Genomic DNA, 25,437 nt, shown 5'->3' with positions numbered 1-25,437 from the left:
GCGGTGTGCCCCCCGGCCGCCCCCCGAAAATTAAAAAAAAAAAACCCCCCCCCCCCCCCCCCCGCTCCTACTCCGGATCGGACGTTTCTGGCTCACGTCCCGACAGTATCAACCTCTCCAACCCCAATAAATCCGGGATCTTGGCCACGCACTCCCCCACTTGCACTGCTGCACGCTCGAACGGGCTGAGGGGCACGTCGACGAAGCTCAATTGGCTGTCCAGCCGGTAAGAGCGCGGGATGCCTTGTACCACCAGGCCGATGAATTTAAGACGCGGATCGCCACTCAGGGTGTTGAGGATGACGATGCGCGCACGCTCGCCGATGACCAGCGGCCCGCCGCACGCCGCCTCGAAGCTGATAAGCGGCAGTTCGCGGTCGCGCCAGTCGATTTGCCGCACATGCCAGGGCGGCGAATCGCTGCTGGGCTCGCCACGCTGCCAGTCGATCAATTCGGCAATGGCGACGTTGGGCAGGAGCAGGTAGCGGTCGGCCAGCGGCAACAGTAAACAGGTCAGGCTACCGACGCGGTGATCAAGCATGGAAGGTGCTCCAGTAAGCAATGCGCTCCAGCAACACCGACTCTTGATACGGCTTGCCCAGATAATCGTTGACGCCAATCGCCATCGCGCGATTTTGGTGTTTCTGCCCTGTACGGGAGGTGATCATGATGATCGGCAGGTCTTTGAGGCGCGGGTTGTTGCGCACGTGGGTGGCCACTTCGAAACCGTCCATGCGCGGCATTTCGATGTCGAGCAACAGCAAGTCCGGGGTATGGTCTTCAAGCACGCTCATGGCGTCTACCCCGTCCTTGGCGGTAATGACGTTCATGCCGTTGCGCTCCAGCAAACGGCTAGTCACCTTGCGCACGGTCACTGAATCGTCGACCACCAGCACCAGCGGCGGACGCACCGCCGGGGTGAATTCCAGCAGGCCGTTGGCTTCGTTGATCGCCCGCTGTAAGGGCTGACGGGCCTGATGCGCACGCAGGTAGGCCAGCAGGTCGAGGATCAGCACCACGCGACCGTCGCCCAGAATGGTCGCCCCCGACACCCCTTGCACCCCGGTAAATTGCGGACCAAGGCTTTTGACCACGATCTCCCGCGAGCCGACCAGCGCATCCACGTGCAAGGCCACACGCTGGTCATTGCAATGCACCAGCAACACCGGCAGCGAATGGCTCTGCCCGATCAGTTGCGGCTTACCCACGGTTTGCAGCAACTCGCCCAGGTAACGCAGCTCGTAATCCAGGCCCGCGTAGTGATACATGGGCGGGTCGAGCTGGTAATAATCTTCAAGTTCGTTGGGCATCACCCGCACAATGCCTTCGACGGTGTTGAGCGCGATAGCGTATTGCTCATCGCCGCACTGCACCATCAAGGCACGGTTGAGCGACACGCTGAACGGCAGGCGGATTTGAAAATGCACCCCCTGGCCCGGCATCGAGTCGATGGTCATGTTGCCGCCCAGTTGGCGCACTTCTTCATGGACCACGTCCATGCCAACACCACGACCGGAAATCTGAGTGATCTTTTCAGCGGTGGAAAAGCCCGGCTGCAAGATGAACTGCAGCACGTCGCGGTCGCTGATACTGGCCTGCGGGTCCAGCAAGCCACGCAAGATGGCCTTGCGCCGTACCGCTTCCAGGGGCACCCCGGCGCCATCATCGCGAATATCAAACACCACGTCGCCGCCTTCATTGGACAGCTCCAGGGTGATCAGGCCCTGCTCGGGCTTACCACTGGCCAGGCGCACGTCCGAGGGCTCCATGCCGTGGTCGACGGCGTTACGCAACATGTGTTCAAGCGGCGCCACCATGCGCTCCAATACGTTGCGGTCGATTTCCGCTTCGGCATTGATCACGCTGAACTCAACCTGCTTGTTCAGCTCAGTGGCCACTTGCCGCACCACACGTTTGAGACGCGGCAACACCCGCTCAAATGGCACCATGCGGGTGCCCATCAGGCCTTCCTGCAATTGGGTGTGCACCCGCCCCTGCTTCTGCAACAGGCTGTAGGCATCCTGATTACGTGCCGCCAGCGTAGCCTTGAGGTCGAGCAAGTCGGAGGCCGACTCAAACAGTGCCCGCGACAGTTGCTGCAACTGCGAATGGCGATCCATTTCCAGCGGGTCAAATTCGTCGTACGCCACGCCATCGACTTCGGCGTATTGACGGCTGTGGATACGGCTCTGGGTCTCGGTGTCGAGCCGACGCAACTGATCGTGCATCCGCTCGAGCGTGGTCTGCATCTCGTTGAGGGCGATCTTGCCGTCGTTCACCTGCTGCTCCAGGCGCCCGCGGATCATCGACGTTTCGCCCGCCAGGTTGACTAGGTCTTCGAGCAACTCAGCCGGCACCTTGAGCATGTCCAGGCCGGTGCGTTCAGCTTCGGGCAACAAGCCGGCTGCTGGCTCTGGCTTGTTGGCCACCGGGCTCTGGATGGCTTGGCGCACACTGCGCTCAACCTGCTGAATGTGCCCGATCAAGACCTGTGGCGAAGGCACAGGCTGGCCGCTGCGCAAGGCATCGAGCATTTGGGCCAATTGGTCATGGCTGCGCTGCAACAAGGTGAACAATTCGGCGCTGGCAGACAGAAACCCAAGCGAAATGTCTTCGACGAGGGTTTCCAGCTCGTGGGCAAAATCACCGATGGCGGTGATTTCGACCATGCGCGCCCCACCTTTGAGGGTATGCAGGTCGCGCAGCAGGTTTTCGTCTTCAATCGTGCTCTGCGGTTCCGCTTGCCATCGCACCAAGGCCGCACCGGAGCTTTCGAGCAGGTCGAAGGCTTCTTCCAGAAAAATATCCAGCAGCTCAGGGTCGATCCCGTTGTGTGCCCCAGTTGTAGATGCCGGCAACGTCGGGCTGATCGGTTCGACCGCCGCCGGGGGGCCGAGGCGGACGCTGCGAATGGCTTCGACCAGCTCAATCGGGTCGTCCAGTGGTTGCTGGTGCTGCAATTGTTCGAGCAACAACACCAACTGCGCGTGGCTGAGCTCCAGCAGGCGCGCCAGAGTCGGGCTCTCACTCAGGCGCCGGTCTAGCAGCCCTTCGTACAAATGCTCCAACTCATGGGCCAGATCAGCAATCGGCACGATACCGGCCATACGCGCGCCACCCTTGAGCGTATGCAGATCACGTTGCAACGAAGACAACGGCGCCGGGTTTTCGGGCTCACTGATCCAGCGCCGCAATGCGTGGCCCGTGCTCTCGAGAATATCCACGGCTTCTTCGATGAAGAGGGCGACGATCTCGTCGCCCTCGGCCTCATGGGGGTTTGCGCCAAGTTGCGCAGTGGCGGCACCCAGTTCCGTGATGTCCAGCGCCTGGTTGCCCTCACGGCGAATCAAGCCCGTAGCGTCCGGCGCCAGGCCTTCATGCAACAACGCCTGCAAGGCATCAATGCGCTGCGGCTGTGGCGTGATCTCTTGCCCGGCCGCCAATTGGTCGAGCATGTCGATCAACGCTTCCTGGGCGGCATCGGCCTCCTGGAAGAACCGCTCGCTGACCACCAGACTGCTTTCTTCTACCGCGCCATACAGGTCAAGCAGGGCTTCGCACAGGGCATCGACAGGCTGCAGGTCGAGCAAAAAGGCTGACTCACCCAAGGCGGTCAGTTGCTCGAGCAGCATTTCAAGGCCGCCGCGCTCATGGGGGTTCTGACGCCAGTACTGCAACAGCGTCTCGGCCTCGAACAAGATGTCCATGCTCTGGGTCAGAAACTCGCTAATGCGCTGCGGGTCACGCGGGGCCACCAATGTGCCCGAGGGCGCATTCAAAGCCATGTCCAGACGCTTGCTGACGCAGGCCTTGGTGCGCTCGATCAAGGCGCGAGCGCCCCGGATCTCGGCCAAAGGGTCGATATCCAACTGTTTGAGGCCGCGATGCAACAAGCTGTCGGCCTCAAGCAACAGGTCGATTTCATCCATATCCAGTTCAAGGTGGTGAGCCTTAAACTCACGCACCAGGTAATCCAGCGGCGCCGCCAGCTCGGCCATGCGCAGCACGCCCGCCATATACGCGCTGCCTTTGAGGGTGTGCATCGCGAGTTGTAAATCGTCCGTGGCGTACAGCGGCAGTTGCTCGCTGGCCAGATCAAGAAAATGGTTGAGGCTGCCGAGGTGGGTTTGCGCTTCCTGGCGGAAGATATCCAGCAATTGCGGATCAAAGCCGCTGTTCTGCTGCTCGATCTGCAGCGGCTGCGGTTGGCCTCTGGACAGGTTGTGCGCACGCGCGGCGAGTTGGTCGACGTCGTCATGCTGACGCTGGCTGCGATCGGCGAACTCCTGGATCAATTGCGGCAGGATCACCAACACCTCTTCCAGCAATTGATAAATCGCCGGAGCCGCAGCGACCTTGCGCTCGATCACGCGATTAAGCAGGCTCTCGACGGCCCATGCCAACTCACCCAGCACCAGCGCCCGAACCATGCGCCCGCTGCCTTTGAGCGTATGAAAGGCACGCCGCAGTTCCGCCAGCGCGGCGCTGTCGGCTGGGTTGGCGACCCATTGCGGCAAGGCATCGTGCAGGGCAATCAGGACTTCGTCTGTTTCCTCCAGAAAGACTTCCAGCAACTCCTCGTCTACCGGCTCTTCGCCCACCGGCGGCGGCAACAGGCTCTGCGGAACGTGCTTGGCCGCCGGGTTCAGCGACAGCGGGCCAGCCAGCACCTCGGCCAGACTTTGCTTGGGCACACCCGCGCGGGGCACGTCTTGCCCGGCCTTGGGCTGATTAGCACCGTGTGCATCATCAAGCACCAGCACATGGCGCTTGGCTGGCGTGTAACCCAACGCAACCAGGCTCTTTTCTGCACGTTCCAGCACCTTTTCGCTCGCGGCGCCAGGGTCCAGTGCCAAACGCTCCAAATAGTATTCGATGCTGATCAGCGCATCCGCCAGGTGATCCAGTTGCGCAGTGAGAGGCAACGGGCCGACCAACAGATGTTCGGCGACAAAATCGTGGCAACTGTTCAGCAAACCCGCGACGCGGTTCAGCGGGATCATCGCCAGGGCGCCGCGGATCTGCGTCAGCAACGCCAGCAGCGGTTGCAGATGCTGACGGTCATGGCCGTCGGTCAGGTAATCGGCAATCAGGTCTTTGGCTTCTTCAAGACCGGTGCGCGCCTCCTTGATCACCAACTGATGGATCTGAATCAGGTCCGTGGTCGGCAGGCGGCTTTCTTCCCGTGCAGACGGCTCGACACTGCCGACCATCCCGGCCAGCGTGGCTTCGACATACAACAAGGCGGCGGCCACATCCATCAACACCGCGTCGGTTGGTTCTCGCTGCCCTTGGGCGATACCTTGCACCACCGCCAATTGGTCGATGATGACCTTGCGCGGCTGCCCAAAACCCAGCACCGCCAGGGTGTCGGCGATTTGACGCAACGGCGCCATGAGGCTGCTCAGTTCTGACACATGCAAGCGATCGCTGCGCACAAACAGGTCAAGTCGCTCTTTGACCCGCACCAGTTCTTCGCATAACGCCGACACCACAGAACGCATAGCGTCGCGGTCAGGCCCCGCCAGACGCGCCCGCTCTTCATCGACCATGGCCGCATCGGGCATGGCTTCGTCCAGTTCGTAGCGGTTTTTCAGGGCGAGCATTTTGCTGGTCGGCTGCTCGGCCTTGGCGATGTAAAACAGCAAGCTGGTGAGCAGTTCATCCGGCGCCGGCTGGTTGACCCCGTGAATGCCCTGCTCCAGCAAGCGATGGAGCTCTTTATCTGACTCTTTCAGCAGACTGCGCAAAGCCGGGCTATTGGCCACACGGCCACGCAACATGCCTTCCACCAGCGCGGAGGCGATTTTCCACAGTGCATTGATTGGCGCGCCCTGGCACAGGCTTTCAAGCTGGCTGAAGACGTTGGCCAGACGCTCCAGGTTGCCGCGCAGGTCTTCCTCGCCCTGCACACCCTGTAACGCGGCCTGCAAGGCGTGGCGCAGCGTCATGATCTGGCGGGGCCATTCAGCGGGGCTCAAATGGGCCAGCGCGGTTTGATCCAGCGTGGGCAGTGTGTGCAAATCAGGGCTGAACAGGCTGGTTTCCGACAGCAAACTTTCGCCACGAGCCGTACGCAAGTCGTTGATCAACGGCAACACCACCAGCGGCCAGTCGCGCCGGGCGCTGTGGACGCGGTCCAGGTACAGCGGCAATTGCAGGAGCGCCTGCATCAGCACCTGCAGTGCTTCTTCGGTCTGGCTGACGCGCCCTTGCTGCAGGGCGAGCACTAATTGCTCGGTTTCTTCAGCCAGCAAGGCGGCGCCATAGAACTCCACCATTTGCAGGCTGCCATGCACCTGATGGATCGCGTCCAGGCACTGTTCCAGCGCCTCGGCACCCGGCTGCAGAACGTAGTCCTCCAGCGCCGTCCGCGCCTGTTTCAGGGTGTCGGCAATCTCGTCTTTAACCCATTCGAGGGCTACGTAGTCGCGCCGGTCAACCATAAAAACTCCAGTCTGAATGTCGCACTACTGCGGCTCACGGGGCGTTGGTGAAGCGGGCAAGGTGAAGCCGGACACCGAGCGCCGCAGTTGGCTAGCCATTTTGGCCAGGTTGCCGATGCTGTCTGCGGTGGCAGTCGAGCCGGACGAAGTCTGGTTAGTGATTTGTTGAATCACATTCATGGTCAGGGAGATCTGCGCTGCCGAGCTGGTTTGCTCTTGCGCTGCGTTGGAAATGCGCTGAATCAAGTCCGCCAGGTTCTGCGACACCCCTTCAATCTCTTCCAGCGCCACCCCGGCGTCGTGCGCCAAACGCGCCCCTCGGACCACTTCGGTGGTGGTCTGCTCCATGGAAATCACTGCTTCATTGGTGTCGGCCTGAATCGCCCGCACCAGCGTCTCGATTTGCCGGGTCGCCGCCGACGAACGCTCGGCCAGGCGCTGTACTTCGTCTGCCACCACGGCAAAACCGCGCCCGGCGTCACCGGCCATGGACGCCTGAATGGCCGCGTTGAGCGCCAGAATGTTGGTTTGATCAGCAATGTCGTCGATCAGGCTGACAATGTCGCCGATCTCTTGGGATGATTCGCCCAAGCGCTTGATCCGCTTGGCCGTGTCCTGAATCTGATCGCGAATGTTATCCATGCCGCGGATGGTGTTGTGCACCACCTCGTTGCCTTTGTTGGCAATGGCCACCGAACGTTCCGCCACCGCCGAAGACTCAGACGCGTTAGCCGACACCTGATCAATTGACTGGGCCATGTGCCGCACCGACCCCGAAGCTTCGGCGATCTGCTGGGCCTGGTGCTCCGAAGACTCGGCCAGTTGCATGGCCGAGGCCTGGGTTTCCTGCACAGCGGCGGCTACCTGGCCCGCCGTCAGGTTGATGGTGGCCACCAGTTCGCGCAGTTGGTCGATGGAATAGTTGATGGAGTCGGCAATCGCCCCGGTAAAGTCTTCGGTGACCGAAGCGGTAACGGTCAGGTCGCCGTCGGCCAGGTCTTCAATTTCGTCGAGCAGACGCATGATCGCGTTCTGATTGCGCTCGTTCTTTTCAGCGGTTTCGCGCAGTTGGCGATTGGTCTCGCGCACCATCACCAGCCCGATCAGGATGATCGACGCCAACGCCAGCAGGCCCAGCACGTAGCCGCCAATGATGTCCAGCGAGCGGCCATTGGCCAGGTTTTCAAAACCGTTAGCCAGGGATGAGGCTTCGTCGAGCATGGTTTGCGACAGGTTGAAAATATTGTTGGTCGCCTCACGCACATGGAACAGTTGCGGCGAGGTTTCGAGAATTTCATCCACCGAGCCCGACACGAACTGGAACAGCTCCGAGATTTCCAACAGGCGGGCGCGCGCATCTTTGTCTTCTACCTTCGGGATGCGCAGCCCTTCATTGCCCTCAAGCATGCCGTTGAGCACCTGCCCGAAGCGGTTGGCGTCACGACCAAAAGCATCTGCCGCCTGCGCCGCTGTCTCATCGCCGGCCAGCACTGTATTGACCGCGCCCAGGATGCGCTCGGCCAGCAACGACTGGCGCTGGGCCAGGACCACCTGGCTGGCCGGGGCGCCGCGCTGCAATAGAATTTCGACGACTTTTTCGTACTCGACCTGCAACTGCGGCACGGTTTCGGCCAGGGTGGCGGCCACTTGGTGCAGCGACAGCACCGTTTGCTCGCTGGCCAGGATCGAGTTGGTGTTGTCCAGCAACTGCTCCCAATCGCGTTGAACCGACTGCATTTCCTTGTTTACAGCCACCGGTGCAGGCGGCAAGCCCGTGCTCGGGTCACCTTTTTGCAAGTACTCCCAACGCTGGCTGAAGTCGTTGCGCGCGTCGCTCAGCAACTTGAACGCAGCGGACTTACCGGCGGCCGCCTCGGTGGCATTTTTGGCGATGCGTTGGGACAACACGCGCAACTCGCCCGCGTGGCTGATGTATTGCTTGTCGTAGTTGGACTGGGTGTTGAGGTAAGCAAAGTTGGCGAACAACAGCATGATGAACACGATCAGCGCGATAAACAGCACGATAATCTGCGAACGACTGCGCGACCCTTCCAGTGGTTTAGCGGTATTGGCTGTGGTCATCAATCAGGCCCTGGCATCCTGTAGTAAAGCGAAAGGTAAAACGCGTGCCCCACTCACACGGCAACCGCCCAGAACTGGGGGGCCTGAGCCAGCACAAACGGGCTGAACACCCAGCAGTCCGGCTGGCCAGCAAAGCGTCCCTGGATAAAGGGAGCCAACAGCGGGTGGGGTAGCGCCTGCGCAGAGGTGTCCAGTTCAGCCTGATCAAAGTGCTGCATGCCCAGCACTTCATCCACCTGCAAGCCGACAAACACGTCCTTGTATTCCAGCACCATCACCCGCCGCTGCTTGCGCAGAGGCGACAGTTCAATCCCGAAAAAACTGCACAGATCCATGATCGGCAACAATTGCCCGCGCAGATTGGCCACCCCTTTGACCCACGGTTTGACCCCCGGCAGCAAGGTGAAACGAGGCTCGTGGAGGATTTCGGCAATTTCACCCATGGGCGCCACAAAGCGATGCTCGCCCATGCGAAAGCCGATCCCGCTCCAGCTCCCGGCCTGTGCCTGAATCGGCGCCAGACCGGCCGCCAGCGCACGGCAGCGTTGGTCTATCTCAAACAGCAGTTCGAAGGCGGTCTGTGAGTCAGGCATCAGAAAGCCGTCATTTGGTGGCGACTTTCGCCAACACGTTCTTGAGCGTCAGGATCAGCTTTTGTTCGTCGACCGGCTTGGTGATGTAATCCTTGGCCCCCTGACGAGCGGCCCAGACCATGTCGGTTTCCTGATCTTTGGTGGTCACGATGATCACCGGGATATGGCTGGTTTCTGCGTCTTTGGTCAATTGGCGCGTAGCCTGAAAACCATTAAGGCCCGGCATGACGATGTCCATCAGCACCGCATCCGGCTTTTCCTGACGGGCCAACGCCACGCCATCAGCGCCGTTTTCTGCCTTCAGTACTTCATGACCGTGCTTTTCCAGCATGCCGGTCAGTTTGAACATTTCGGTCGGCGAGTCATCGACGATCAGAATGCGAGCCATGGTGTTCCCCATCTAAAAAGTAATCGGCCCAGGAGCCGAGAGCGTCATTGAACGTTTGGAACGATATTAAAACCCGGCACATGCGCCTTGATGGCACTCAACAGCTCATCTCGGCTGAAAGGCTTGGTCAAAAATTGATCAGAACCGACGATTCGCCCCTTGGCCTTGTCAAACAAACCGTCCTTGGAGGACAGCATAATCACCGGGGTAATCTTGAAGGCCCGGTTGTTCTTGATCAGGGCGCACGTCTGATAGCCATCCAGGCGCGGCATCATGATGTCGACAAAAATGATATGTGGGTGGTGGTCAACAATCTTGGCCAATGCATCAAAACCGTCGATGGCCGTAATGACCTCGCAGCCCACGTTTTTCAGCAAGGTTTCAGCGGTCCGGCGAATGGTTTTCGAGTCGTCGATCACCATCACCTTCAAGGCGCTGGAATGCTTGTCCATATGTGCCCTACCGTCGCCACGGCGACCCGTTTTGTTGCAACTGTGATGCCTGAAGCCGCAAATCCTTGATGGACAAGGGCTGTAAGCACTGTGCGAGTCTTTTTAGCACAGTCACGACTTGCAATCTATCGAACGGTTTTTCCTTGACCATCCACCGCAGTCAGCGCCACTCTTGCGCCAATTTCATGAGTCAGCAGATGACCTGTAGGAGCGAGCTGCCTCGCGATCTTGTGATCTTTTTAAAGATCGCGAGCCAAGCTCGCTCCTACTGTTAATCGCATTTCGCCTTTTGCCCACTATTTAATCGAGGAATTTGCCATGAGCGTTCGAGTCGGGATTGTCATGGACCCCATTGCGGACATCTCCTATAAAAAGGACAGCTCGCTGGCCATGTTGCTGGCCGCCCAGGCGCGCGGCTGGACCCTGTTTTATATGGAGCAACAAGACCTTTACCTGACCGAAGGCAAGGCCCGCGCGCGCATGAAGCCGCTCAACGTGTTCGCCAACCCTGAAAAGTGGTTTGAGCTGGGCGCCGAAGCCGACACTGCGCTGAGCGATCTGGACGTGATCCTGATGCGCAAGGACCCGCCCTTCGACATGGAGTTTGTGTACTCCACCTATTTGCTGGAACAGGCCGAACGTGACGGCGTGCTGATCGTCAACAAGCCGCAGAGCCTGCGCGACTGCAACGAAAAGCTGTTCGCCACCCAGTTCACCCAGTGCACCCCGCCGACCGTGGTCAGCCGCCGCGCCGACGTCCTGCGTGAGTTCGCCGCCCAACACGGTGACGTGATTCTCAAGCCGTTGGACGGCATGGGCGGCACCTCGATCTTCCGCCACCGGGTCGGCGACCCCAATCTGTCGGTGATCCTCGAAACCCTGACCGCCAACGGCACCCAGCAAATCATGGCGCAAGGCTACCTGCCAGCCATCAAGGACGGCGACAAACGCATCCTGATGATCGACGGCGAGCCTGTTCCGTACTGCCTGGCACGTATCCCGGCGCAAGGCGAAACCCGTGGCAACCTGGCCGCCGGTGGCCGTGGCGAAGCCCGCCCGCTGAGCGAAAAAGATCGTTGGATTGCAGCCCAAGTAGGCCCAACCCTGCGTGAAAAGGGCCTGTTGTTTGTAGGTCTTGATGTTATCGGTGAGCACCTGACCGAAATCAACGTCACCAGCCCGACCTGCATCCGGGAAATCGACAACGCCTTCGGCACCAACATCGGTGCACTGTTGATGGATGCGATTGAGCGCAAACTCGCCGCACGCTGATCTGCGGCCTCCAGAAAAAGACCAACATTGCGCTATCATGCGCAGCCTGTGAAACCTGCGATGTTGGTCTTTTTGCCATGACACTCCCCAGCGACCTGCCCCCTGAACTGCGCCACACCGGCGTGCGCGCAGCTGATCGCCTGGGTTTTGCCCTGTTTATCGCGGCGCTGCTGCATATTGCGGTGATTGTGGGTGTGGGTTTCAGCACCAGCGAACCCAAGCAAATCAGTAAAACCCTGGAAATTACCCTTTCTACCTTCAAGAGCGAAAAAGCCCCGGACAAAGCCGACTTTCTGGCTCAGGACAATCAGCAAGGCAGCGGTACGCTGGACAAGAAAGCCGTGCCCAAGACCACCGAGGTGGCGCCGTTCCAGGACAACACGGTTAAAAAGGTCACCCCGCCCCCGGCCGCCAAACCCGAGCAACCAAAGGCCGCGCCAAAAGCTACCGTGACCACGGTGGCACCCAAGCCGAAAAAAGCCCCGAGCGAGCCGCAAAAGACCAAAACCGAGGCAGCGCCCAAGGCCAATATTCCAACGTTCGACAGCTCACAGCTGTCCAGCGAGATTTCCAGCCTCGAAGCCGAACTGGCCAACGAGCAACAGCTATATGCCAAACGCCCGAAGATCTACCGCATGAGCGCGGCCTCGACCATGCGTGACAAAGGCGCCTGGTACAAAGAAGACTGGCGCAAGAAGATCGAGCGCGTGGGCAACCTGAACTACCCCGAGCAGGCCCGCCGCGAAAAAATCTACGGCAAGCTGCGCCTGCTGGTGTCGATCAACCGCGATGGCTCACTGCACGAGGTGCTGGTGCTTGAGTCCTCCGGGCAACCGCTATTGGATCAGGCCGCACAGCGCATCGTGCGGCTGGCCGCGCCATTTGCGCCGTTTACCGGCGATCTGGCCGACATTGACCGCCTGGAGATCATCCGCACCTGGCGCTTCGGGCCGGGGGACCAGTTGTCGAGCAATTAAGCGGCAATCTTCATACCGCCAACTTGTCAGTTGCCCTTGACAGCGCCACACTTAGGCTCATGAAAAAACACACGCCAACGTACCTCAAGCACCAATTCCTGATGGCCATGCCACATATGGCTGACCCGAACTTTGCCCACACGCTGACGTACATCGTCGAGCACACGGCCAATGGGGCCATGGGACTGGTGATCAACCGCCCGATGGATTTGAGTCTGGCGGACATTCTTGAGCAGTTGCGCCCCGACACGCCTTCGTCGCCCCTGTGCCAGCACATCCCGGTGTATGGCGGCGGCCCGGTGATGGTGGACCGCGGTTTTGTCCTGCACCCCGCCACAATGAACTTCGACGCCACGGTCGAGTTGCAGGACGGGCTGGCCCTGACCACCTCGGTCGATATCCTGTTCAGCATTGCTAACGGTCGCGGCCCGCAGCGCAGCCTGATTTGCCTGGGCTACGCCGGGTGGGACGCCGGCCAACTGGAAGCCGAACTGGCCGATAACGCCTGGCTGACCTGCCCGTACTCAAGTGACATCCTGTTTGCAACTTCCAGCGAACTGCGCCTCGACGCGGCCGCCAAGCACCTCGGAGTGGACCTCAATTTGTTAACCAGTCAAGCAGGCCATTCCTGATGGCCGAACTGCGCTTACTGCTGGGTTTCGACTATGGCACCCGCTCCATCGGTGTCGCCGTCGGCCAGATGATCACCGGCCAAGCCCGCGAGCTGTGTAACCTGAAAGCCGAAAACGGCATCCCCAAGTGGGAAGAAATCGAAAAGCTGATCAAGGAATGGCAACCCGACGCCATGGTGGTCGGCATGCCGCTGAACATGGACGGCACCCCGAGCGAGTTCTGCGCCCGGGCGCAAAAATTTGCCAATCGCCTCAATGGCCGCTTCAATTTGCCCGTTTTTACCCATGATGAACGCCTGACGACCTTCGAAGCCAAGGGCGAACGCCGCTCCCAGGGTGGCCAGCGTGGCAGTTATCGTGACAACCCCGTCGACGCCATCGCCGCCAAACTGGTGCTGCAAGGCTGGCTCGACGAACACCCGGCACCACCTCAAGCCTGACGCTGCGTTTGTCTCACTGACGCGCCCCATTGTTTGCGCCCGCCGCCGCACGCTTTGCCACGCGGGCCTGTTAAGGAGCCACCATGATCTTGCCTGTCCCCGCTGAACTGATCGCCCAGATGGCCGTTGATCTCAAGGCCCACCTGGAACGTCGCGGCATCACCGAGCCGCGCTTCATCGGCATTCGCACGGGCGGCATCTGGGTTGCTCAGGCGCTGCTGCGCGCGCTGGGCAGTGACTCGCCGCTGGGCACGCTGGACGTGTCGTTCTATCGCGACGACTTCAGCCAGAACGGCCTGCACCCGCAAGTGCGCCCCTCGGACCTGCCTTTCGAGATCGAAGGCCAGCACCTGGTGCTGATCGATGACGTGCTGATGAGCGGCCGCACCATCCGCGCCGCACTCAACGAACTGTTCGACTACGGCCGCCCGGCCAGCGTGACCCTGGTCTGCCTGCTGGACCTGAACGCTGCCGAGTTGCCGATCCGCCCGAACGTGGTCGGCGCCACCTTGTCACTCAAGCCCACCGAGCGGGTGAAATTGTCCGGCCCGGCGCCGTTGACCCTCGAACTTCAAGATTCCTCTCTAGAACCCGCCCTTTAAGAGACCCTTGCGATGACGCCTCCAGACGCCAAGCGCCCGCTACAGCTCAATGATCAGGGCCAGTTGCGCCACTTCCTGTCGCTCGACGGGTTGAGCCGCGAGCTGCTGACTGAAATCCTCGACACCGCCGACTCGTTCCTGGAAGTCGGCGCCCGAGCGGTTAAAAAAGTCCCGCTGCTGCGCGGCAAGACGGTGTGCAACGTGTTCTTCGAGAACTCGACCCGCACCCGCACCACGTTCGAAATGGCCGCCCAGCGCCTGTCTGCCGACGTGATCACACTCAACGTGTCGACCTCATCGGCCAGCAAGGGCGAAACCCTGCTCGACACCTTGCGCAATCTGGAAGCCATGGCCGCCGACATGTTCGTGGTGCGCCACGGTGACTCCGGCGCCGCGCACTTTATTGCCGAGCACGTGTGCCCGCAGGTCGCGATCATCAACGGCGGTGACGGGCGCCACGCGCATCCGACCCAGGGCATGCTCGACATGCTCACCATTCGTCGGCACAAAGGCGGCTTCGAAAACCTCTCGGTGGCCATCGTCGGCGACATTCTGCACTCACGGGTGGCGCGCTCGAACATGATCGCGCTGAAAACCCTGGGCTGTCAGGACATCCGCGTGATCGCGCCGAAAACCCTGTTGCCGATCGGAATCGAGCAATACGGCGTGAAGGTTTACACCGACATGAACGAAGGCCTGAAAGACGTCGACGTGGTGATCATGCTGCGCTTGCAGCGTGAGCGCATGTCGGGTGGCCTGCTGCCGAGCGAGGGCGAGTTCTACCGCCTGTTCGGCCTCACCACTGCACGCCTGGCGGGCGCCAAGCCGGACGCCATCGTGATGCACCCTGGCCCGATCAACCGGGGCGTGGAGATTGAGTCGGCAGTGGCCGACGGTCCGCACTCAGTGATTCTCAACCAGGTGACCTATGGCATCGCCGTGCGCATGGCGGTGCTGTCCATGACCATGAGCGGGCAAACGGCCCAGCGCCAAATCGAACAGGAGAAGGCCCAGTGAAACTCAGCATTCTCGGCGCCCGCGTCATCGATCCCGCTAGCCAGCTGGATCAAGTCACCGACCTGCACCTGGAAGCGGGCAAAATCGTCGCCATTGGCGCGGCACCTGCCGGCTTCACACCTGGCCAGACCCTCGACGCCAGCGGCCTGGTGGCCGCGCCAGGTCTGGTTGACCTCAACGTTGCCCTGCGTGAGCCGGGCTACAGCCGCAAAGGCACCATTGCGACCGAAACCCGCGCAGCGGCAGCTGGCGGCGTAACCAGCCTGTGCTGCCCGCCGCAGACCAAGCCGGTACTCGACACCTCGGCGGTGGCTGAACTGATCCTCGACCGCGCCCGCGAAGCCGGCAACTGCAAAGTGTTCCCGATCGGCGCCCTGAGCAAAGGCCTGGACGGCGAGCAACTGGCCGAGCTGATTGCCCTGCGTGACGCCGGTTGCGTGGCCTTCGGCAACGGCCTCAACAGCTTCGCCAACACCCGCACCCTGTGCCGGGCGCTGGAATACGCGGCGACCTTCGACCTGACGGTGATTTTCCACTCGCAAGACCGTGACCTGGCCGAAGGTGGCATCGCCCACGATGGCCCGATGGCGGCTTTCCGGGGTCTGCCGGGTATCCCGGAGACCGCCGAAACCGTGGCCCTGGCCCGTGACCTGTTGCTGGTTGAGCAAAGCGGCGTGCGCGCGCACTTCAGCCAGCTGACCAGCGCACGCGGCGTGGCGCTGATCGCTCAGGCTCAGGCCCGCGGCTTGAAGGTCACTGCTGATGTGGCGCTGTACCAATTGATTTTGACCGATGAAGCACTGGTGGATTTCTCCAGCGTGTATCACGTGCAACCGCCGCTGCGCACCCGCGCAGACCGTGACGGCTTGCGTGAAGCCGTGAAATCGGGCGTGGTGCAGGCGATTTCCAGCCATCACCAGCCTCACGAGCGCGATGCCAAACTGGCACCGTTCGGCGCGACCGAGCCAGGCATGAGCAGTGTTGAGTTGCTATTGCCCTTGGCGATGACATTGGTGGAAGACGGCCTGCTGGACTTGCCGACCTTGCTGGCACGCCTCAGCGCGGGCCCGGCCCAGGCCTTGCGCCTGCCTGTCGGTCGCCTGGCGGTGGGTTCGGCTGCGGACCTGGTACTGTTCGACCCGACGGCGTCGACCGTGGCCGGTGAGAAGTGGTATTCCAAGGGCGACAACTGCGCGTTCCTCGGCCATTGCCTGCCGGGCGCCGTGCGTTACACGCTGGTGGATGGGCGAATTAGTTACGAAGCCTAAGACCTTCTGTAGGAGCGAGCTCGTTTCGCGATCTTTTGATCGTTAAAAGATCGCGAGGCAAGCTCGCTCCTACAGGTTTTGGCGTTGGCTTACCGACGATCAGCGTTCTTGATCGATATCTGGTCATTCAAGGTCCAGAAGTCATACAGCACGCCAATCAGGAAAAACCCGCCTGTGAACAGGTAGATGATCCCGGTGATCCATTTCCCCATGTACATGCGGTGTACGCCGAGCACACCCAAGAACGTCAGCAGAATCCAGGCCACGTTGTAATCGGTGCTCCCGGCGGTAAAACGCAGGTCGGCCTCACGGTCCATGCTGGGGATCAGGAACAGGTCGATCAGCCAGCCAATACCGAACAAGCCGAAGGTGAAAAACCAGAGGGTCCCGGTCACCGGCTTGCCGTAATAGAAGCGATGCGCTCCCAGAAAACCAAAAATCCAGAGCAAATAACCCAGCACCTTGCTGTGGGTATCGCGCTGTGTGTCGTCTCGATAGCCGCTCATAAATGCCCTCTTTGCCACTGATAGAAAAAATTTCTGATTTTTTTTGTGACTTTTTTACTGTCTCGCAACAGGTAAAAGTGTCTTACAAAAAATGGCTCAAAGCCTTGTACTACCTGACTTGCACCGTTTTCCTGTGACAATTTGTCACTGCCCTACACCTTTTCCACCCTTAAATCGAGTCGACAAACGGCCTGAGAAAGGACAAAAAAGCTGTTATAAAGTTTCGCGCTAATAACCAACGAGCCCTGCCGAATGCGTCCTTTATTCAAGACATGGCTAACCATTTGCCTATTAATGCCACTGGCCGCCCACGCCACCAACCGTGAGCAACATCTTCCGTCCGGCTTCACTGGCTACACCGCAAAGTCATCTGCGAGTGCGCCTTATGTAGCCTCTAACAGCAAAACCACTACCAAGGCCGTCTCACGCCCAACAGCGAGTAAAGCCCACCGCAAAGCTCCAAGTAAAATTGCAACAGCTTCGTTGGCGGCTGCCAACAAGCAAAGCAGCGCCGTACTGAGCCGTGCGGTCAATGTGTTGGGTACTCCTTATCGTTGGGGCGGCAGCAGCCCAAGTAAAGGGTTTGATTGCAGTGGACTGGTTAAATATGCGTTTAACGACGTAAAAGCCGTGAATTTGCCCCGCAGCTCCAGCGAAATGGCCAGCGGCCATGGGCAGAAAGTTGACCGCAAAGACCTGAAGCCAGGCGACTTGCTGTTTTTCAACATCAAGAGCCGCACGGTCAACCACGTCGCGATCTATCTGGGCAACGACCGGTTTATCCACGCGCCGCGTCGCGGCAAGTCTGTGACCATCGATACCCTGAAAAAGCCTTACTGGCAGAGCCACTACGTGGTTGCCAAGCGCGTGCTGCCTAAAGAGAACCTTCGGGTCGCTCAGCGCTAAACCCTGTGGGAGCGGGCTTGCTCGCGAATGAATCAACGCTGTTTTCAAACAAGCCGCGCTGTTTTAATCGCCAGCAAGCCCGCTCTACAAGGATTGACGCTAATCAATCAAGCCGTTTTCCTTCAGCCCCTTCAGGCTCATCTCCAGTGTCTGCATGCCCACCGCCCCGCCGGTCTGGATTGCCGAGACCATTTGCGACACCTTGTTTTCCCGGATCAAATGACGAATCGCCGGCGTTGCCAGCATGATTTCGTGAGCCGCGACCCGGCCTCCCCCCACCCGCTTGACCAGCGTCTGAGCAACCACCCCCTGCAGTGATTCAGACAGCATCGTGCGGACCATGGCCTTTTCGTCTGCCGGGAACACATCGATGATACGATCCACAGTCTTGGCGGCAGATGCGGTGTGCAGGGTCGCCAGCACCAGATGCCCGGTTTCGGCCGCCGTCAGCGCCAGGCGAATGGTCTCCAGGTCACGCATTTCACCGAGCATGATGACGTCCGGGTCCTCTCGCAGCGCCGCACGTAACGCCGCGGCCATGCTGCGGGTGTCGCGGTGCACTTCACGCTGGCTGATCAAACACTGACGGGATTCGTGCAGGAACTCGATGGGGTCCTCAAGCGTGAGGATGTGCTGCCGACGAGTACTGTTGATGTGATCGACCATCGCGGCCAGGGTGGTGCTCTTGCCCGAGCCGGTGGCGCCCGTCACCAGCACAAGCCCCTGTGGCACGCTACAGAGCCCTTTAAACACCTCACCCAGCCCCAACCCGGCCAGACTCGGCACTTGCGCTGCAATGCTGCGAAAAACCGCTCCAGCACCGCGCTGCTGCTCGAAGGCATTGACCCGGAACCGACCAGTGCCCGGTAACGCGTATGAAAAGTCGGCGTCGTGCGCTGCCTCAAAGGCGATGCGCTGTGGGTCGGTCATTACGCTGTAGATCAATTCCCGCACCGTTTGCGGCGCCAGCACCGGCAGGTCGCAACGCTGCATTTGCCCATCCACCCGCAACATGGGCACCACGCCCGCTGACAGGTGCAAGTCCGAAGCCCCATGCTTGACGCTGAACGCCAAGAGGTCGGCGATATCCATACCCCCTCCCAATTCCAGTAGAATGCCGCAGACTTTTACAACGGCGGGCTTAAATGAATGTCCACGATAGCAGGCAACATTGCTCAGGTTGAGGCTCGTATCCGTGCAGCGGCAGAGGCTGTGCAACGTGATGTAACGAGCATCCACTTACTCGCGGTCAGCAAGACCAAACCCGCATCCGCCTTGCGCGAGGCATACGCCGCCGGCATACGCGACTTTGGCGAAAACTATCTGCAAGAAGCCCGCGCCAAACAGGCGCAATTAACCGACCTGCCCTTGAGTTGGCACTTCATCGGCCCCATTCAATCGAACAAGACACGTGAGATCGCTGAGCATTTTGCGTGGGTGCATTCGGTTGATCGCTTGAAGATTGCCCAACGTCTGTCGGAGCAACGCCCGGCCGACTTGCCGCCACTCAACATCTGCATTCAGGTCAACGTCAGCGGTGAGGCCAGTAAATCAGGCTGTACACCCGAGGACTTGCCCGCCCTGGCGGCGGCGATCCAGGCGTTGCCACGCTTGACGTTGCGCGGTTTGATGGCCATACCGGAACCCACCGAGGTCCGCGCCGAGCAAGACGCCGCATTTGCCAAGGTACGGTCATTGCAAGACAGCCTGAACATGGGGCTCGATACACTTTCCATGGGCATGAGCCACGACCTGGAGTCGGCCATTGCCCAAGGCGCCACGTGGGTGCGCATCGGCACCGCACTTTTTGGCGCCCGCGATTACGGCCAGGCTTGAGACACTCGCCTCACTTTTTTAAAAGGATCGGTTATGAGCAAAACGCGTATTGCCTTTATCGGGGCCGGCAACATGGCTTCCAGCCTGATCGGTGGCTTGCGGGCCAAAGGCCTGGAGGCCACACAGATCCGCGCCAGCGATCCCGGCGCCGAGACCCGTGACAAGGTAAAGGCCGAGCACGGTATTGAAGTCTTCGCTGACAACGCACAGGCCGTGAAAGACGCAGACGTGATTGTCATTGCGGTCAAACCGCAAGCCATGAAAGCCGTGTGCCTGGACCTGCGCCCACACCTCAAGCCGCATCAGCTGTTGGTGTCGGTCGCGGCGGGCATCACCAGTGCCAGCCTGCTGAACTGGGTCGGCCCGCAACCTCTGGTGCGCTGCATGCCCAACACCCCGGCCCTGCTGGGCAAAGGCGTGAGCGGCCTGTTCGCCACCGCGTCGGTGACCGCCGAACAGCGCAAGCAAGCTGACGAACTGCTGTCGGCCGTGGGCATCGTGTTGTGGGTGGACACCGAAGCGCAGATCGACGCCGTCACGGCGGTTTCAGGCAGTGGCCCGGCGTATTTCTTCCTGCTGATCGAAGCCATGACCGCCGCCGGCGTCAAACTCGGCCTGCCGCGTGAAGTGGCCGAGCAACTGGCGCAACACACCTCACTGGGCGCAGCCCACATGGCCGTCTCCAGCGGGCTCGACGCTGCCGAGCTGCGCCGCCGCGTGACCTCACCGGCTGGCACCACAGAAGCCGCGATCAAGTCCTTCCAGGCGGACGGCTTTGAAGCCATCGTCGAAAAAGCATTGAGTGCCGCCGCGCACCGCTCGGCCGAAATGGCCGAACAATTGGGTCAATAAGGAGCACATGATGTCCGGACTTAATGGCGCTGCCATTTTTGTGATTCAAACCCTGGGTAGCCTCTACCTGCTGATCGTACTGCTGCGCTTCATCCTGCAACTGGTGCGGGCGAACTTCTACAACCCGCTGTGCCAGTTCACCGTGCGGGCCACGCAACCCCTGCTCAAGCCTATGCGCCGCGTGATTCCGAGCCTGTTTGGGCTGGACATGTCGTCTCTGGTGCTGGCCGTGCTGGTGCAGATGGTGATATTCGCGGTGGTGCTGACGCTGAGCTACATGTCGTTCAACGTGCTGGGCCTGCTGGCCTGGGCCCTGATCGGCGTGTTCACGCTGTTCCTGAAGGTGTTCTTCTTTGCCATCATCATCAGCGTGATCCTCTCCTGGGTTGCTCCAAACAGCGCCAGCCCGGCCGCTGAGCTGGTCAACCAGATCACCGAGCCTGCACTGGCACCGTTCCGCCGCATGTTGCCAAGCATGGGCGGCCTGGACATCTCGCCGATTCTGGCGTTCATGGTGATTCAGTTGCTGCAAAGCTACGTCATCCCGCCGCTGGCGATGTATGTCGGCATGCCGGTCGTGCTGTTCGGCCTGATCTAACGAAAAAACCTGCAGGAACGAGCTCGGCTCGCGATCTTTTTAAACATCAAAAGATCGCAAGACAAGCCCGCTCCTGCACAGGTTTGAGCATTGCTTGCCGCTCTGCCCCCCGCTCATTAGACTTACGCCTCATTTGAATGAGAGCAGGGTCAATGCCAGCTGCCTTTCCCCCCGATTCCGTTGGTCTGGTGGTGCCGCAAATCGCGCACTTCAGCGAACCGCTGGCGTTAGCCTGTGGCCGTTCACTGCCCGCCTATGACCTGATTTACGAAACCTATGGCCAGCTCAATGCCACGGCCAGCAATGCCGTGCTGATCTGCCATGCACTTTCCGGGCATCACCATGCCGCCGGTTTCCACAGTGTCGACGAGCGCAAGCCGGGCTGGTGGGACAGCTGCATCGGCCCCGGCAAGCCGATTGATACCAACAAGTTCTACGTGGTCAGCCTCAACAACCTCGGCGGCTGCAATGGCTCTACCGGCCCGAGCAGCCTCAACCCTGAAACCGGTCGCCCGTTCGGCGCCGATTTCCCGGTACTGACCGTTGAAGACTGGGTGCACAGCCAGGCGCGTCTGGCCGACCGCCTGGGGATCAACCAGTGGGCCGCCGTGATCGGTGGCAGCCTGGGCGGCATGCAGGCATTGCAGTGGAGCATCAGTTACCCGGATCGCCTGCGTCATTGTCTAGCGATTGCCTCGGCGCCTAAATTGTCCGCACAGAACATCGCGTTCAACGAAGTCGCGCGCCAGGCCATCCTCACCGACCCCGAGTTCCACGGCGGTTCGTTCCAGGAACAAGGCGTGATCCCCAAGCGGGGCCTGATGCTGGCACGCATGGTCGGGCACATCACTTACCTGTCCGACGACTCCATGGGCGAGAAATTCGGCCGGGGCCTGAAAAACGAAAACCTCAACTACGACTTCCATAGCGTCGAGTTCCAGGTGGAAAGCTACCTGCGCTATCAGGGCGAGGAGTTTTCTGGGCGTTTCGACGCCAATACCTACCTGTTGATGACCAAGGCCCTGGACTACTTCGACCCGGCGGCCAACTTCAACGATGACCTGGCCAAGACCTTTGCTGGCGCCAAGGCCCGCTTCTGCGTGATGTCGTTTACCACCGACTGGCGCTTCTCGCCCGCTCGCTCGCGTGAACTGGTGGACGCGCTGATGGCCGCCAAGAAAGACGTCTGCTACCTCGAGATCGACGCTCCGCAAGGCCACGACGCCTTCCTGATCCCGATCCCGCGCTACCTGCAAGCCTTCCGCAATTACATGAACCGAATAGAACTGTGAGAACGCCATGAGAGCCGACCTGGAAATCATCCAAGACTGGATCCCCGCTGGCAGCCGCGTGCTCGACCTCGGTTGTGGTAATGGCGAACTGCTGAGCTGGTTGCGCGACAACAAACAAGTGACCGGCTACGGCCTGGAGAACGACCCGGACAACATCGCCGAATGCGTGGCCAAGGGCATCAACGTGATCGAGCAAGACCTGGACAAGGGGCTGGGCAACTTTGCCAGCAACAGCTTCGACATCGTGGTCATGACCCAGGCGCTGCAAGCCGTGCACTACCCCGACCGCATTCTCGATGAAATGCTGCGCGTCGGACGCCAGTGCATCATCACCTTCCCCAACTTCGGCCACTGGCGTTGCCGCTGGTACCTGGCCAGCAAGGGCCGCATGCCAGTCTCCGAGTTCATGCCTTACACCTGGTACAACACGCCGAACATTCACTTCTGCACGTTCGAAGACTTCGAAGCGCTGTGCCGTGAGCGCGAAGCCCGTGTGATCAATCGCCTTGCCGTGGATCAACAACACCGACACGGCTGGGCGAGTAAGTTATGGCCTAACCTGTTGGGTGAGATTGGCATTTACCGTGTCAGCAGTCCTGGCCTGCAGGAGCACCAAATCGCGGTTTAAATCAGGGTCACAAGGAGAAAGGTCATGGGTCGGATCGCATTAATCCTGCTGTCGATGTGCTTCGCTGTTCAGGCGATCGCTGCCGGCACCACACAGGTGGGTGACACGGTGGTCAACTACAACGCTTTCATGACCAACTTCCTGAGCCCTGACATCACCACCCGGTACGGCCTGCAGCGCAGCGATCAACTCGGCGCCCTGAACGTCAACCTGTCCAGGGCTGATCAAAAAATCGCCAGCACCATCAAGGGCACTTACCACCTCAACGGTGAGAAAAAACCCCGGCCGTTGACCTTCAGGCAAGTGATCAATGACCAAGGGGCGATTGATTACTTCGCCCAGTTCCCGGTCCAGCCCGCTAAAGTCTATGTGTTCAACATTGAGCTCAAAATCAATGGCGAAAGCAAAGCCATCGAATTCTCCCAAGAGGTCGCTTCACTCCAATGATTAACCTTACGCAACTGGTCCTGGCTAGCCACAACGCCGGCAAACTCAAAGAACTCCAGGCCATGCTCGGCGACTCGGTGCAGTTGCGCTCGATTGGAGAGTTCAGCAGCGTTGAGCCTGAAGAAACCGGCTTGTCGTTCGTCGAAAACGCGATTCTCAAGGCTCGCAACGCCGCCCGTCTCTCGGGTTTGCCGGCACTGGCAGACGACTCAGGGCTAGCGGTGGACTTTCTTGGCGGCGCGCCGGGTATCTACTCGGCCCGTTACGCCGACGGCAAGGGCGATGCCGCGAACAACGCCAAACTGCTGGACGCCCTCAAAGACGTGCCTGAAGCCGAACGCGGCGCGCAATTCGTGTGCGTACTGGCGCTGGTTCGTCACGCCGACGATCCGCTGCCGATCATCTGTGAAGGCCTGTGGCACGGGCGCATTCTGCCAGCGGCGAGCGGCGAACACGGCTTTGGCTACGATCCACTGTTTTGGGTGCCGGAGCGCGACTGCTCCAGCGCAGACCTCAGCCCAGCCGAGAAAAACCAGTTGAGCCACCGTGCCCGCGCCATGGACTTGCTGCGCCAGCGTTTGGGCTTGAAATGACCCACGACACCCCTTCACAGCCGCTCTATCTGGGCGCGGCTGGCTTTACTCAGCAGGCGCCGCGCGCGCCGCTGACGCAACTGCCACCCTTGTCGCTGTACATCCATATTCCGTGGTGCGTGCGTAAATGTCCGTATTGCGACTTCAACTCGCACACCGCAAGCCCGGTACTGCCCGAAGAAGAATACGTCGACGCGTTGCTGGCCGACCTGGACCAGGACCTGCACGCCGTGTATGGCCGCGAACTGAGTTCGATCTTCTTTGGCGGTGGCACGCCGAGCCTGTTCAGTGCTCAGGCGCTGGGGCGGCTGCTCAAGGGCGTCGAGGCGCGTATCCCGTTTGCCCGCGACATTGAAATCACCCTGGAAGCCAACCCCGGCACCTTTGAGCAAGAAAAGTTTGTGGCCTACCGCAAGCTGGGCATCAATCGCCTGTCCATTGGCATCCAGAGCTTTCAGCAAGAAAAACTCCAGGCCCTGGGACGTATCCACAATGGCGACGAAGCCGTACGGGCCGCCGACATGGCGCGCCAAGCCGGCTTTGACAACTTCAATCTGGACCTGATGCACGGCTTGCCCGATCAGAGCCTGGAGGACGCCCTGAGTGATCTGCGCCAGGCCATTGCCCTCAAACCGACACATCTGTCGTGGTATCAATTGACGCTGGAACCCAACACGGTGTTCTGGAACAAGCCGCCCGAGCTGCCCGAGGACGACACCTTGTGGGACATCCAGGAAGCGGGTCAGGCTTTGCTCGCCGAACATGGCTACGCCCAGTACGAAGTGTCGGCGTATGCCCAGCCGGGCAGACCGGCGCGGCACAACCTGAACTACTGGAGCTTCGGTGACTTTATCGGTATTGGAGCAGGCGCCCACGGCAAATTGAGCCATCCTGATGGGCGAATCGTACGCACCTGGAAGACTCGTCTACCAAAGGACTACCTGAATCCAGCCAAAAACTTTCAAGCAGGCGAGAAAACTCTGACAGCGGAAGAGCTGCCTTTTGAGTTTCTAATGAACGCCCTGCGCCTCACGGACGGCGTCGACTCAGCCCTCTATCCGCAGCGCACTGGCTTGCCACTTGAGAGTTTGCAGTCAGGACGTGAGGCGGCAGAACAAAGCGGCTTATTGCAGGTCGAACCGACACGATTGGCGGCGACCGCCCGGGGGCAGTTGTTTCTCAACGACTTGTTACAGCATTTTCTGATCTAAGGAACTCGAATGGACTTGGTACTTGACCTGCTTGCCACCGTTTCGCGTTGGAGCCGCAGCCACCTCTCCGAGATATCCCTGGCGCTGATCGGCTGCTTGCTGGTGCTGTTTGGAGCGGACTTTAAAGGTTGGGTCGAACAGCGTCTGGGCAACATCGCCGGTGCCTTGCGCGTTCCGATGATGGCGCTGCTATGCCTGATCGGCAGTGGCGCGGCCTTGATTTACGCTACCCCATGGGTTGAGCGCGGCCTGAGCCAATTCAACAACTACAGCCTGGCGCCGGTGTTGTTGGTGGTGTTGATATTGATTGGGGTCGTGGCGGATCGCCGCGGATAACCCCGCCCCCCCTGTAGGGGGGGGGGGGGGGGGGGGGGGGTTTTTTTTTTTTTTTTATTCGCT

25 protein-coding genes are annotated in these 25,437 nt (G+C 60.2%); 17 read left to right on the top strand and 8 right to left on the bottom strand.

All coding sequences use genetic code 11. The annotated features are described in order from the left end of the window. Window positions 1-67: 67 nt before the first annotated feature. Genes NTD86_RS14855 through pilG form a run of 6 tightly spaced genes read right to left on the bottom strand, consistent with a single transcriptional unit; the run spans window position 68 to window position 9,961 of the window. Entirely contained in the window at window positions 68-541 is a 474-nt protein-coding gene (locus NTD86_RS14855) for a chemotaxis protein CheW (RefSeq protein WP_262203293.1), read from the bottom strand. Then, entirely contained in the window at window positions 534-6,446 is a 5,913-nt protein-coding gene (locus tag NTD86_RS14850; protein ID WP_262203292.1) for an Hpt domain-containing protein, read from the bottom strand. Before NTD86_RS14850 ends, NTD86_RS14855 begins: the two co-directional genes overlap by 8 nt. A 24-nt stretch (window positions 6,447-6,470) precedes the next feature. Then, window positions 6,471-8,528, bottom strand: coding sequence for a methyl-accepting chemotaxis protein (locus tag NTD86_RS14845; RefSeq protein WP_262203291.1), 2,058 nt, complete (start codon window positions 8,526-8,528; stop codon window positions 6,471-6,473). Between the two features lie 53 nt (window positions 8,529-8,581). Beyond that, window positions 8,582-9,121: a chemotaxis protein CheW gene (locus NTD86_RS14840; RefSeq protein WP_262203290.1), complete on the bottom strand. Its 540-nt coding sequence runs from the start codon at window positions 9,119-9,121 to the stop codon at window positions 8,582-8,584. A 10-nt stretch (window positions 9,122-9,131) separates the two neighbouring features. Next, window positions 9,132-9,509, bottom strand: a complete 378-nt coding sequence (gene pilH / locus NTD86_RS14835) for a twitching motility response regulator PilH (RefSeq protein WP_262203288.1) — start codon at window positions 9,507-9,509, stop codon at window positions 9,132-9,134. A gap of 44 nt (window positions 9,510-9,553) precedes the next feature. Further along, window positions 9,554-9,961, bottom strand: a complete 408-nt coding sequence (gene pilG / locus NTD86_RS14830; RefSeq protein ID WP_262203286.1) for a twitching motility response regulator PilG — start codon at window positions 9,959-9,961, stop codon at window positions 9,554-9,556. A gap of 318 nt (window positions 9,962-10,279) precedes the next feature. Here pilG and gshB point away from each other — a divergent pair, with 318 nt between their 5' ends. The 7 genes from gshB (at window position 10,280) to NTD86_RS14795 (ending at window position 16,169) form a co-directional block, all read left to right on the top strand. Continuing rightward, on the top strand, window positions 10,280-11,233 hold the full coding sequence (gshB, locus tag NTD86_RS14825; RefSeq protein ID WP_262203285.1) for a glutathione synthase: 954 nt from the start codon (window positions 10,280-10,282) through the stop codon (window positions 11,231-11,233). 77 nt (window positions 11,234-11,310) lie between these two features. Beyond that, complete coding sequence (locus NTD86_RS14820; protein ID WP_262203283.1) at window positions 11,311-12,210, top strand: energy transducer TonB; 900 nt, start codon at window positions 11,311-11,313, stop codon at window positions 12,208-12,210. A 59-nt stretch (window positions 12,211-12,269) separates the two neighbouring features. Beyond that, complete coding sequence (locus NTD86_RS14815; protein ID WP_262203281.1) at window positions 12,270-12,842, top strand: YqgE/AlgH family protein; 573 nt, start codon at window positions 12,270-12,272, stop codon at window positions 12,840-12,842. After that, entirely contained in the window at window positions 12,842-13,282 is a 441-nt protein-coding gene (gene ruvX / locus NTD86_RS14810) for a Holliday junction resolvase RuvX (protein ID WP_262203278.1), read from the top strand. The genes NTD86_RS14815 and ruvX overlap by 1 nt, the downstream gene beginning before the upstream one ends. A gap of 83 nt (window positions 13,283-13,365) precedes the next feature. Next, the gene (gene pyrR, locus NTD86_RS14805; protein ID WP_262203276.1) at window positions 13,366-13,884 is read left to right on the top strand and encodes a bifunctional pyr operon transcriptional regulator/uracil phosphoribosyltransferase PyrR; all 519 of its coding nucleotides are present in this window, start codon (window positions 13,366-13,368) and stop codon (window positions 13,882-13,884) included. Between the two features lie 12 nt (window positions 13,885-13,896). Beyond that, on the top strand, window positions 13,897-14,901 hold the full coding sequence (locus tag NTD86_RS14800) for an aspartate carbamoyltransferase catalytic subunit (RefSeq protein WP_262203275.1): 1,005 nt from the start codon (window positions 13,897-13,899) through the stop codon (window positions 14,899-14,901). Further along, window positions 14,898-16,169: a dihydroorotase gene (locus NTD86_RS14795; RefSeq protein WP_262203274.1), complete on the top strand. Its 1,272-nt coding sequence runs from the start codon at window positions 14,898-14,900 to the stop codon at window positions 16,167-16,169. The genes NTD86_RS14800 and NTD86_RS14795 overlap by 4 nt, the downstream gene beginning before the upstream one ends. An 89-nt stretch (window positions 16,170-16,258) precedes the next feature. On the opposite strand, the gene NTD86_RS14790 is transcribed toward NTD86_RS14795, so the two are convergent. Beyond that, complete coding sequence (locus NTD86_RS14790) at window positions 16,259-16,675, bottom strand: TM2 domain-containing protein (protein ID WP_262203273.1); 417 nt, start codon at window positions 16,673-16,675, stop codon at window positions 16,259-16,261. A gap of 252 nt (window positions 16,676-16,927) precedes the next feature. Here NTD86_RS14790 and NTD86_RS14785 point away from each other — a divergent pair, with 252 nt between their 5' ends. Beyond that, a complete protein-coding gene (locus NTD86_RS14785; protein WP_262203271.1) occupies window positions 16,928-17,581 on the top strand; it encodes a C40 family peptidase in 654 nt (217 codons plus the stop codon). Window positions 17,582-17,680: 99 nt separating this feature from the next. Here the strand turns inward: NTD86_RS14785 and NTD86_RS14780 are convergent, their stop codons facing one another. Further along, window positions 17,681-18,673 (bottom strand): type IV pilus twitching motility protein PilT, encoded by a 993-nt coding sequence (locus NTD86_RS14780; protein ID WP_262203269.1) that lies wholly within the window; start codon window positions 18,671-18,673, stop codon window positions 17,681-17,683. A gap of 57 nt (window positions 18,674-18,730) precedes the next feature. Between NTD86_RS14780 and NTD86_RS14775 the strand changes: the two genes are divergently transcribed. From NTD86_RS14775 to NTD86_RS14735, 9 genes are all read left to right on the top strand, one after another. Then, complete coding sequence (locus NTD86_RS14775) at window positions 18,731-19,417, top strand: YggS family pyridoxal phosphate-dependent enzyme (RefSeq protein WP_262203268.1); 687 nt, start codon at window positions 18,731-18,733, stop codon at window positions 19,415-19,417. A gap of 33 nt (window positions 19,418-19,450) precedes the next feature. After that, window positions 19,451-20,269 carry a pyrroline-5-carboxylate reductase gene (proC, locus tag NTD86_RS14770; protein ID WP_262203267.1) on the top strand — a complete coding sequence of 273 codons (819 nt, stop codon included), beginning with the start codon at window positions 19,451-19,453 and terminating at the stop codon, window positions 20,267-20,269. Window positions 20,270-20,279: 10 nt separating this feature from the next. Further along, window positions 20,280-20,867, top strand: coding sequence for a YggT family protein (locus NTD86_RS14765; RefSeq protein WP_262203266.1), 588 nt, complete (start codon window positions 20,280-20,282; stop codon window positions 20,865-20,867). Between the two features lie 152 nt (window positions 20,868-21,019). Beyond that, window positions 21,020-22,159: a homoserine O-acetyltransferase gene (locus NTD86_RS14760; RefSeq protein ID WP_262203265.1), complete on the top strand. Its 1,140-nt coding sequence runs from the start codon at window positions 21,020-21,022 to the stop codon at window positions 22,157-22,159. 7 nt (window positions 22,160-22,166) lie between these two features. Continuing rightward, window positions 22,167-22,787 (top strand): methionine biosynthesis protein MetW, encoded by a 621-nt coding sequence (gene metW, locus NTD86_RS14755; protein WP_262203264.1) that lies wholly within the window; start codon window positions 22,167-22,169, stop codon window positions 22,785-22,787. Between the two features lie 24 nt (window positions 22,788-22,811). After that, a complete protein-coding gene (locus tag NTD86_RS14750; protein ID WP_262203263.1) occupies window positions 22,812-23,234 on the top strand; it encodes a DUF4426 domain-containing protein in 423 nt (140 codons plus the stop codon). Beyond that, window positions 23,231-23,827 (top strand): RdgB/HAM1 family non-canonical purine NTP pyrophosphatase, encoded by a 597-nt coding sequence (gene rdgB / locus NTD86_RS14745; RefSeq protein ID WP_262203262.1) that lies wholly within the window; start codon window positions 23,231-23,233, stop codon window positions 23,825-23,827. The genes NTD86_RS14750 and rdgB overlap by 4 nt, the downstream gene beginning before the upstream one ends. Further along, entirely contained in the window at window positions 23,824-25,038 is a 1,215-nt protein-coding gene (hemW, locus tag NTD86_RS14740) for a radical SAM family heme chaperone HemW (protein ID WP_262203261.1), read from the top strand. Before rdgB ends, hemW begins: the two co-directional genes overlap by 4 nt. Window positions 25,039-25,047: 9 nt before the next feature. Then, window positions 25,048-25,374 (top strand): DUF3392 domain-containing protein, encoded by a 327-nt coding sequence (locus NTD86_RS14735; RefSeq protein ID WP_262203260.1) that lies wholly within the window; start codon window positions 25,048-25,050, stop codon window positions 25,372-25,374. Window positions 25,375-25,437 lie beyond the last annotated feature (63 nt).

It is taken from the genome of Pseudomonas sp. 7P_10.2_Bac1 (assembly GCF_025465935.1).
GTDB lineage: Bacteria > Pseudomonadota > Gammaproteobacteria > Pseudomonadales > Pseudomonadaceae > Aquipseudomonas.
The sequence above is the reverse complement of the archived record's forward strand: the minus strand, read 5'-3'. Positions and strand labels throughout refer to the sequence as shown.

Excerpts from the sequence above, each read along its gene's own strand:
- NTD86_RS14790 (WP_262203273.1), bottom strand. The coding sequence starts at position 16,675 with ATGAGCGGCTATCGAGACGACACACAGCGCGATACCCACAGCAAGGTG.
- NTD86_RS14775 (WP_262203268.1), top strand. The coding sequence starts at position 18,731 with ATGTCCACGATAGCAGGCAACATTGCTCAGGTTGAGGCTCGTATCCGT.
- NTD86_RS14840 (WP_262203290.1), bottom strand. The coding sequence starts at position 9,121 with ATGCCTGACTCACAGACCGCCTTCGAACTGCTGTTTGAGATAGACCAA.
- pilG (WP_262203286.1), bottom strand. The coding sequence starts at position 9,961 with ATGGACAAGCATTCCAGCGCCTTGAAGGTGATGGTGATCGACGACTCG.
- NTD86_RS14815 (WP_262203281.1), top strand. The coding sequence starts at position 12,270 with ATGAAAAAACACACGCCAACGTACCTCAAGCACCAATTCCTGATGGCC.
- NTD86_RS14820 (WP_262203283.1), top strand. The coding sequence starts at position 11,311 with ATGACACTCCCCAGCGACCTGCCCCCTGAACTGCGCCACACCGGCGTG.
- NTD86_RS14765 (WP_262203266.1), top strand. The coding sequence starts at position 20,280 with ATGTCCGGACTTAATGGCGCTGCCATTTTTGTGATTCAAACCCTGGGT.
- NTD86_RS14785 (WP_262203271.1), top strand. The coding sequence starts at position 16,928 with ATGCGTCCTTTATTCAAGACATGGCTAACCATTTGCCTATTAATGCCA.
- NTD86_RS14800 (WP_262203275.1), top strand. The coding sequence starts at position 13,897 with ATGACGCCTCCAGACGCCAAGCGCCCGCTACAGCTCAATGATCAGGGC.
- NTD86_RS14850 (WP_262203292.1), bottom strand. The coding sequence starts at position 6,446 with ATGGTTGACCGGCGCGACTACGTAGCCCTCGAATGGGTTAAAGACGAG.
- NTD86_RS14845 (WP_262203291.1), bottom strand. The coding sequence starts at position 8,528 with ATGACCACAGCCAATACCGCTAAACCACTGGAAGGGTCGCGCAGTCGT.
- NTD86_RS14780 (WP_262203269.1), bottom strand. The coding sequence starts at position 18,673 with ATGGATATCGCCGACCTCTTGGCGTTCAGCGTCAAGCATGGGGCTTCG.
- ruvX (WP_262203278.1), top strand. The coding sequence starts at position 12,842 with ATGGCCGAACTGCGCTTACTGCTGGGTTTCGACTATGGCACCCGCTCC.
- hemW (WP_262203261.1), top strand. The coding sequence starts at position 23,824 with ATGACCCACGACACCCCTTCACAGCCGCTCTATCTGGGCGCGGCTGGC.
- proC (WP_262203267.1), top strand. The coding sequence starts at position 19,451 with ATGAGCAAAACGCGTATTGCCTTTATCGGGGCCGGCAACATGGCTTCC.
- NTD86_RS14760 (WP_262203265.1), top strand. The coding sequence starts at position 21,020 with ATGCCAGCTGCCTTTCCCCCCGATTCCGTTGGTCTGGTGGTGCCGCAA.
- NTD86_RS14750 (WP_262203263.1), top strand. The coding sequence starts at position 22,812 with ATGGGTCGGATCGCATTAATCCTGCTGTCGATGTGCTTCGCTGTTCAG.
- pilH (WP_262203288.1), bottom strand. The coding sequence starts at position 9,509 with ATGGCTCGCATTCTGATCGTCGATGACTCGCCGACCGAAATGTTCAAA.
- rdgB (WP_262203262.1), top strand. The coding sequence starts at position 23,231 with ATGATTAACCTTACGCAACTGGTCCTGGCTAGCCACAACGCCGGCAAA.
- NTD86_RS14855 (WP_262203293.1), bottom strand. The coding sequence starts at position 541 with ATGCTTGATCACCGCGTCGGTAGCCTGACCTGTTTACTGTTGCCGCTG.
- NTD86_RS14735 (WP_262203260.1), top strand. The coding sequence starts at position 25,048 with ATGGACTTGGTACTTGACCTGCTTGCCACCGTTTCGCGTTGGAGCCGC.
- metW (WP_262203264.1), top strand. The coding sequence starts at position 22,167 with ATGAGAGCCGACCTGGAAATCATCCAAGACTGGATCCCCGCTGGCAGC.
- gshB (WP_262203285.1), top strand. The coding sequence starts at position 10,280 with ATGAGCGTTCGAGTCGGGATTGTCATGGACCCCATTGCGGACATCTCC.
- pyrR (WP_262203276.1), top strand. The coding sequence starts at position 13,366 with ATGATCTTGCCTGTCCCCGCTGAACTGATCGCCCAGATGGCCGTTGAT.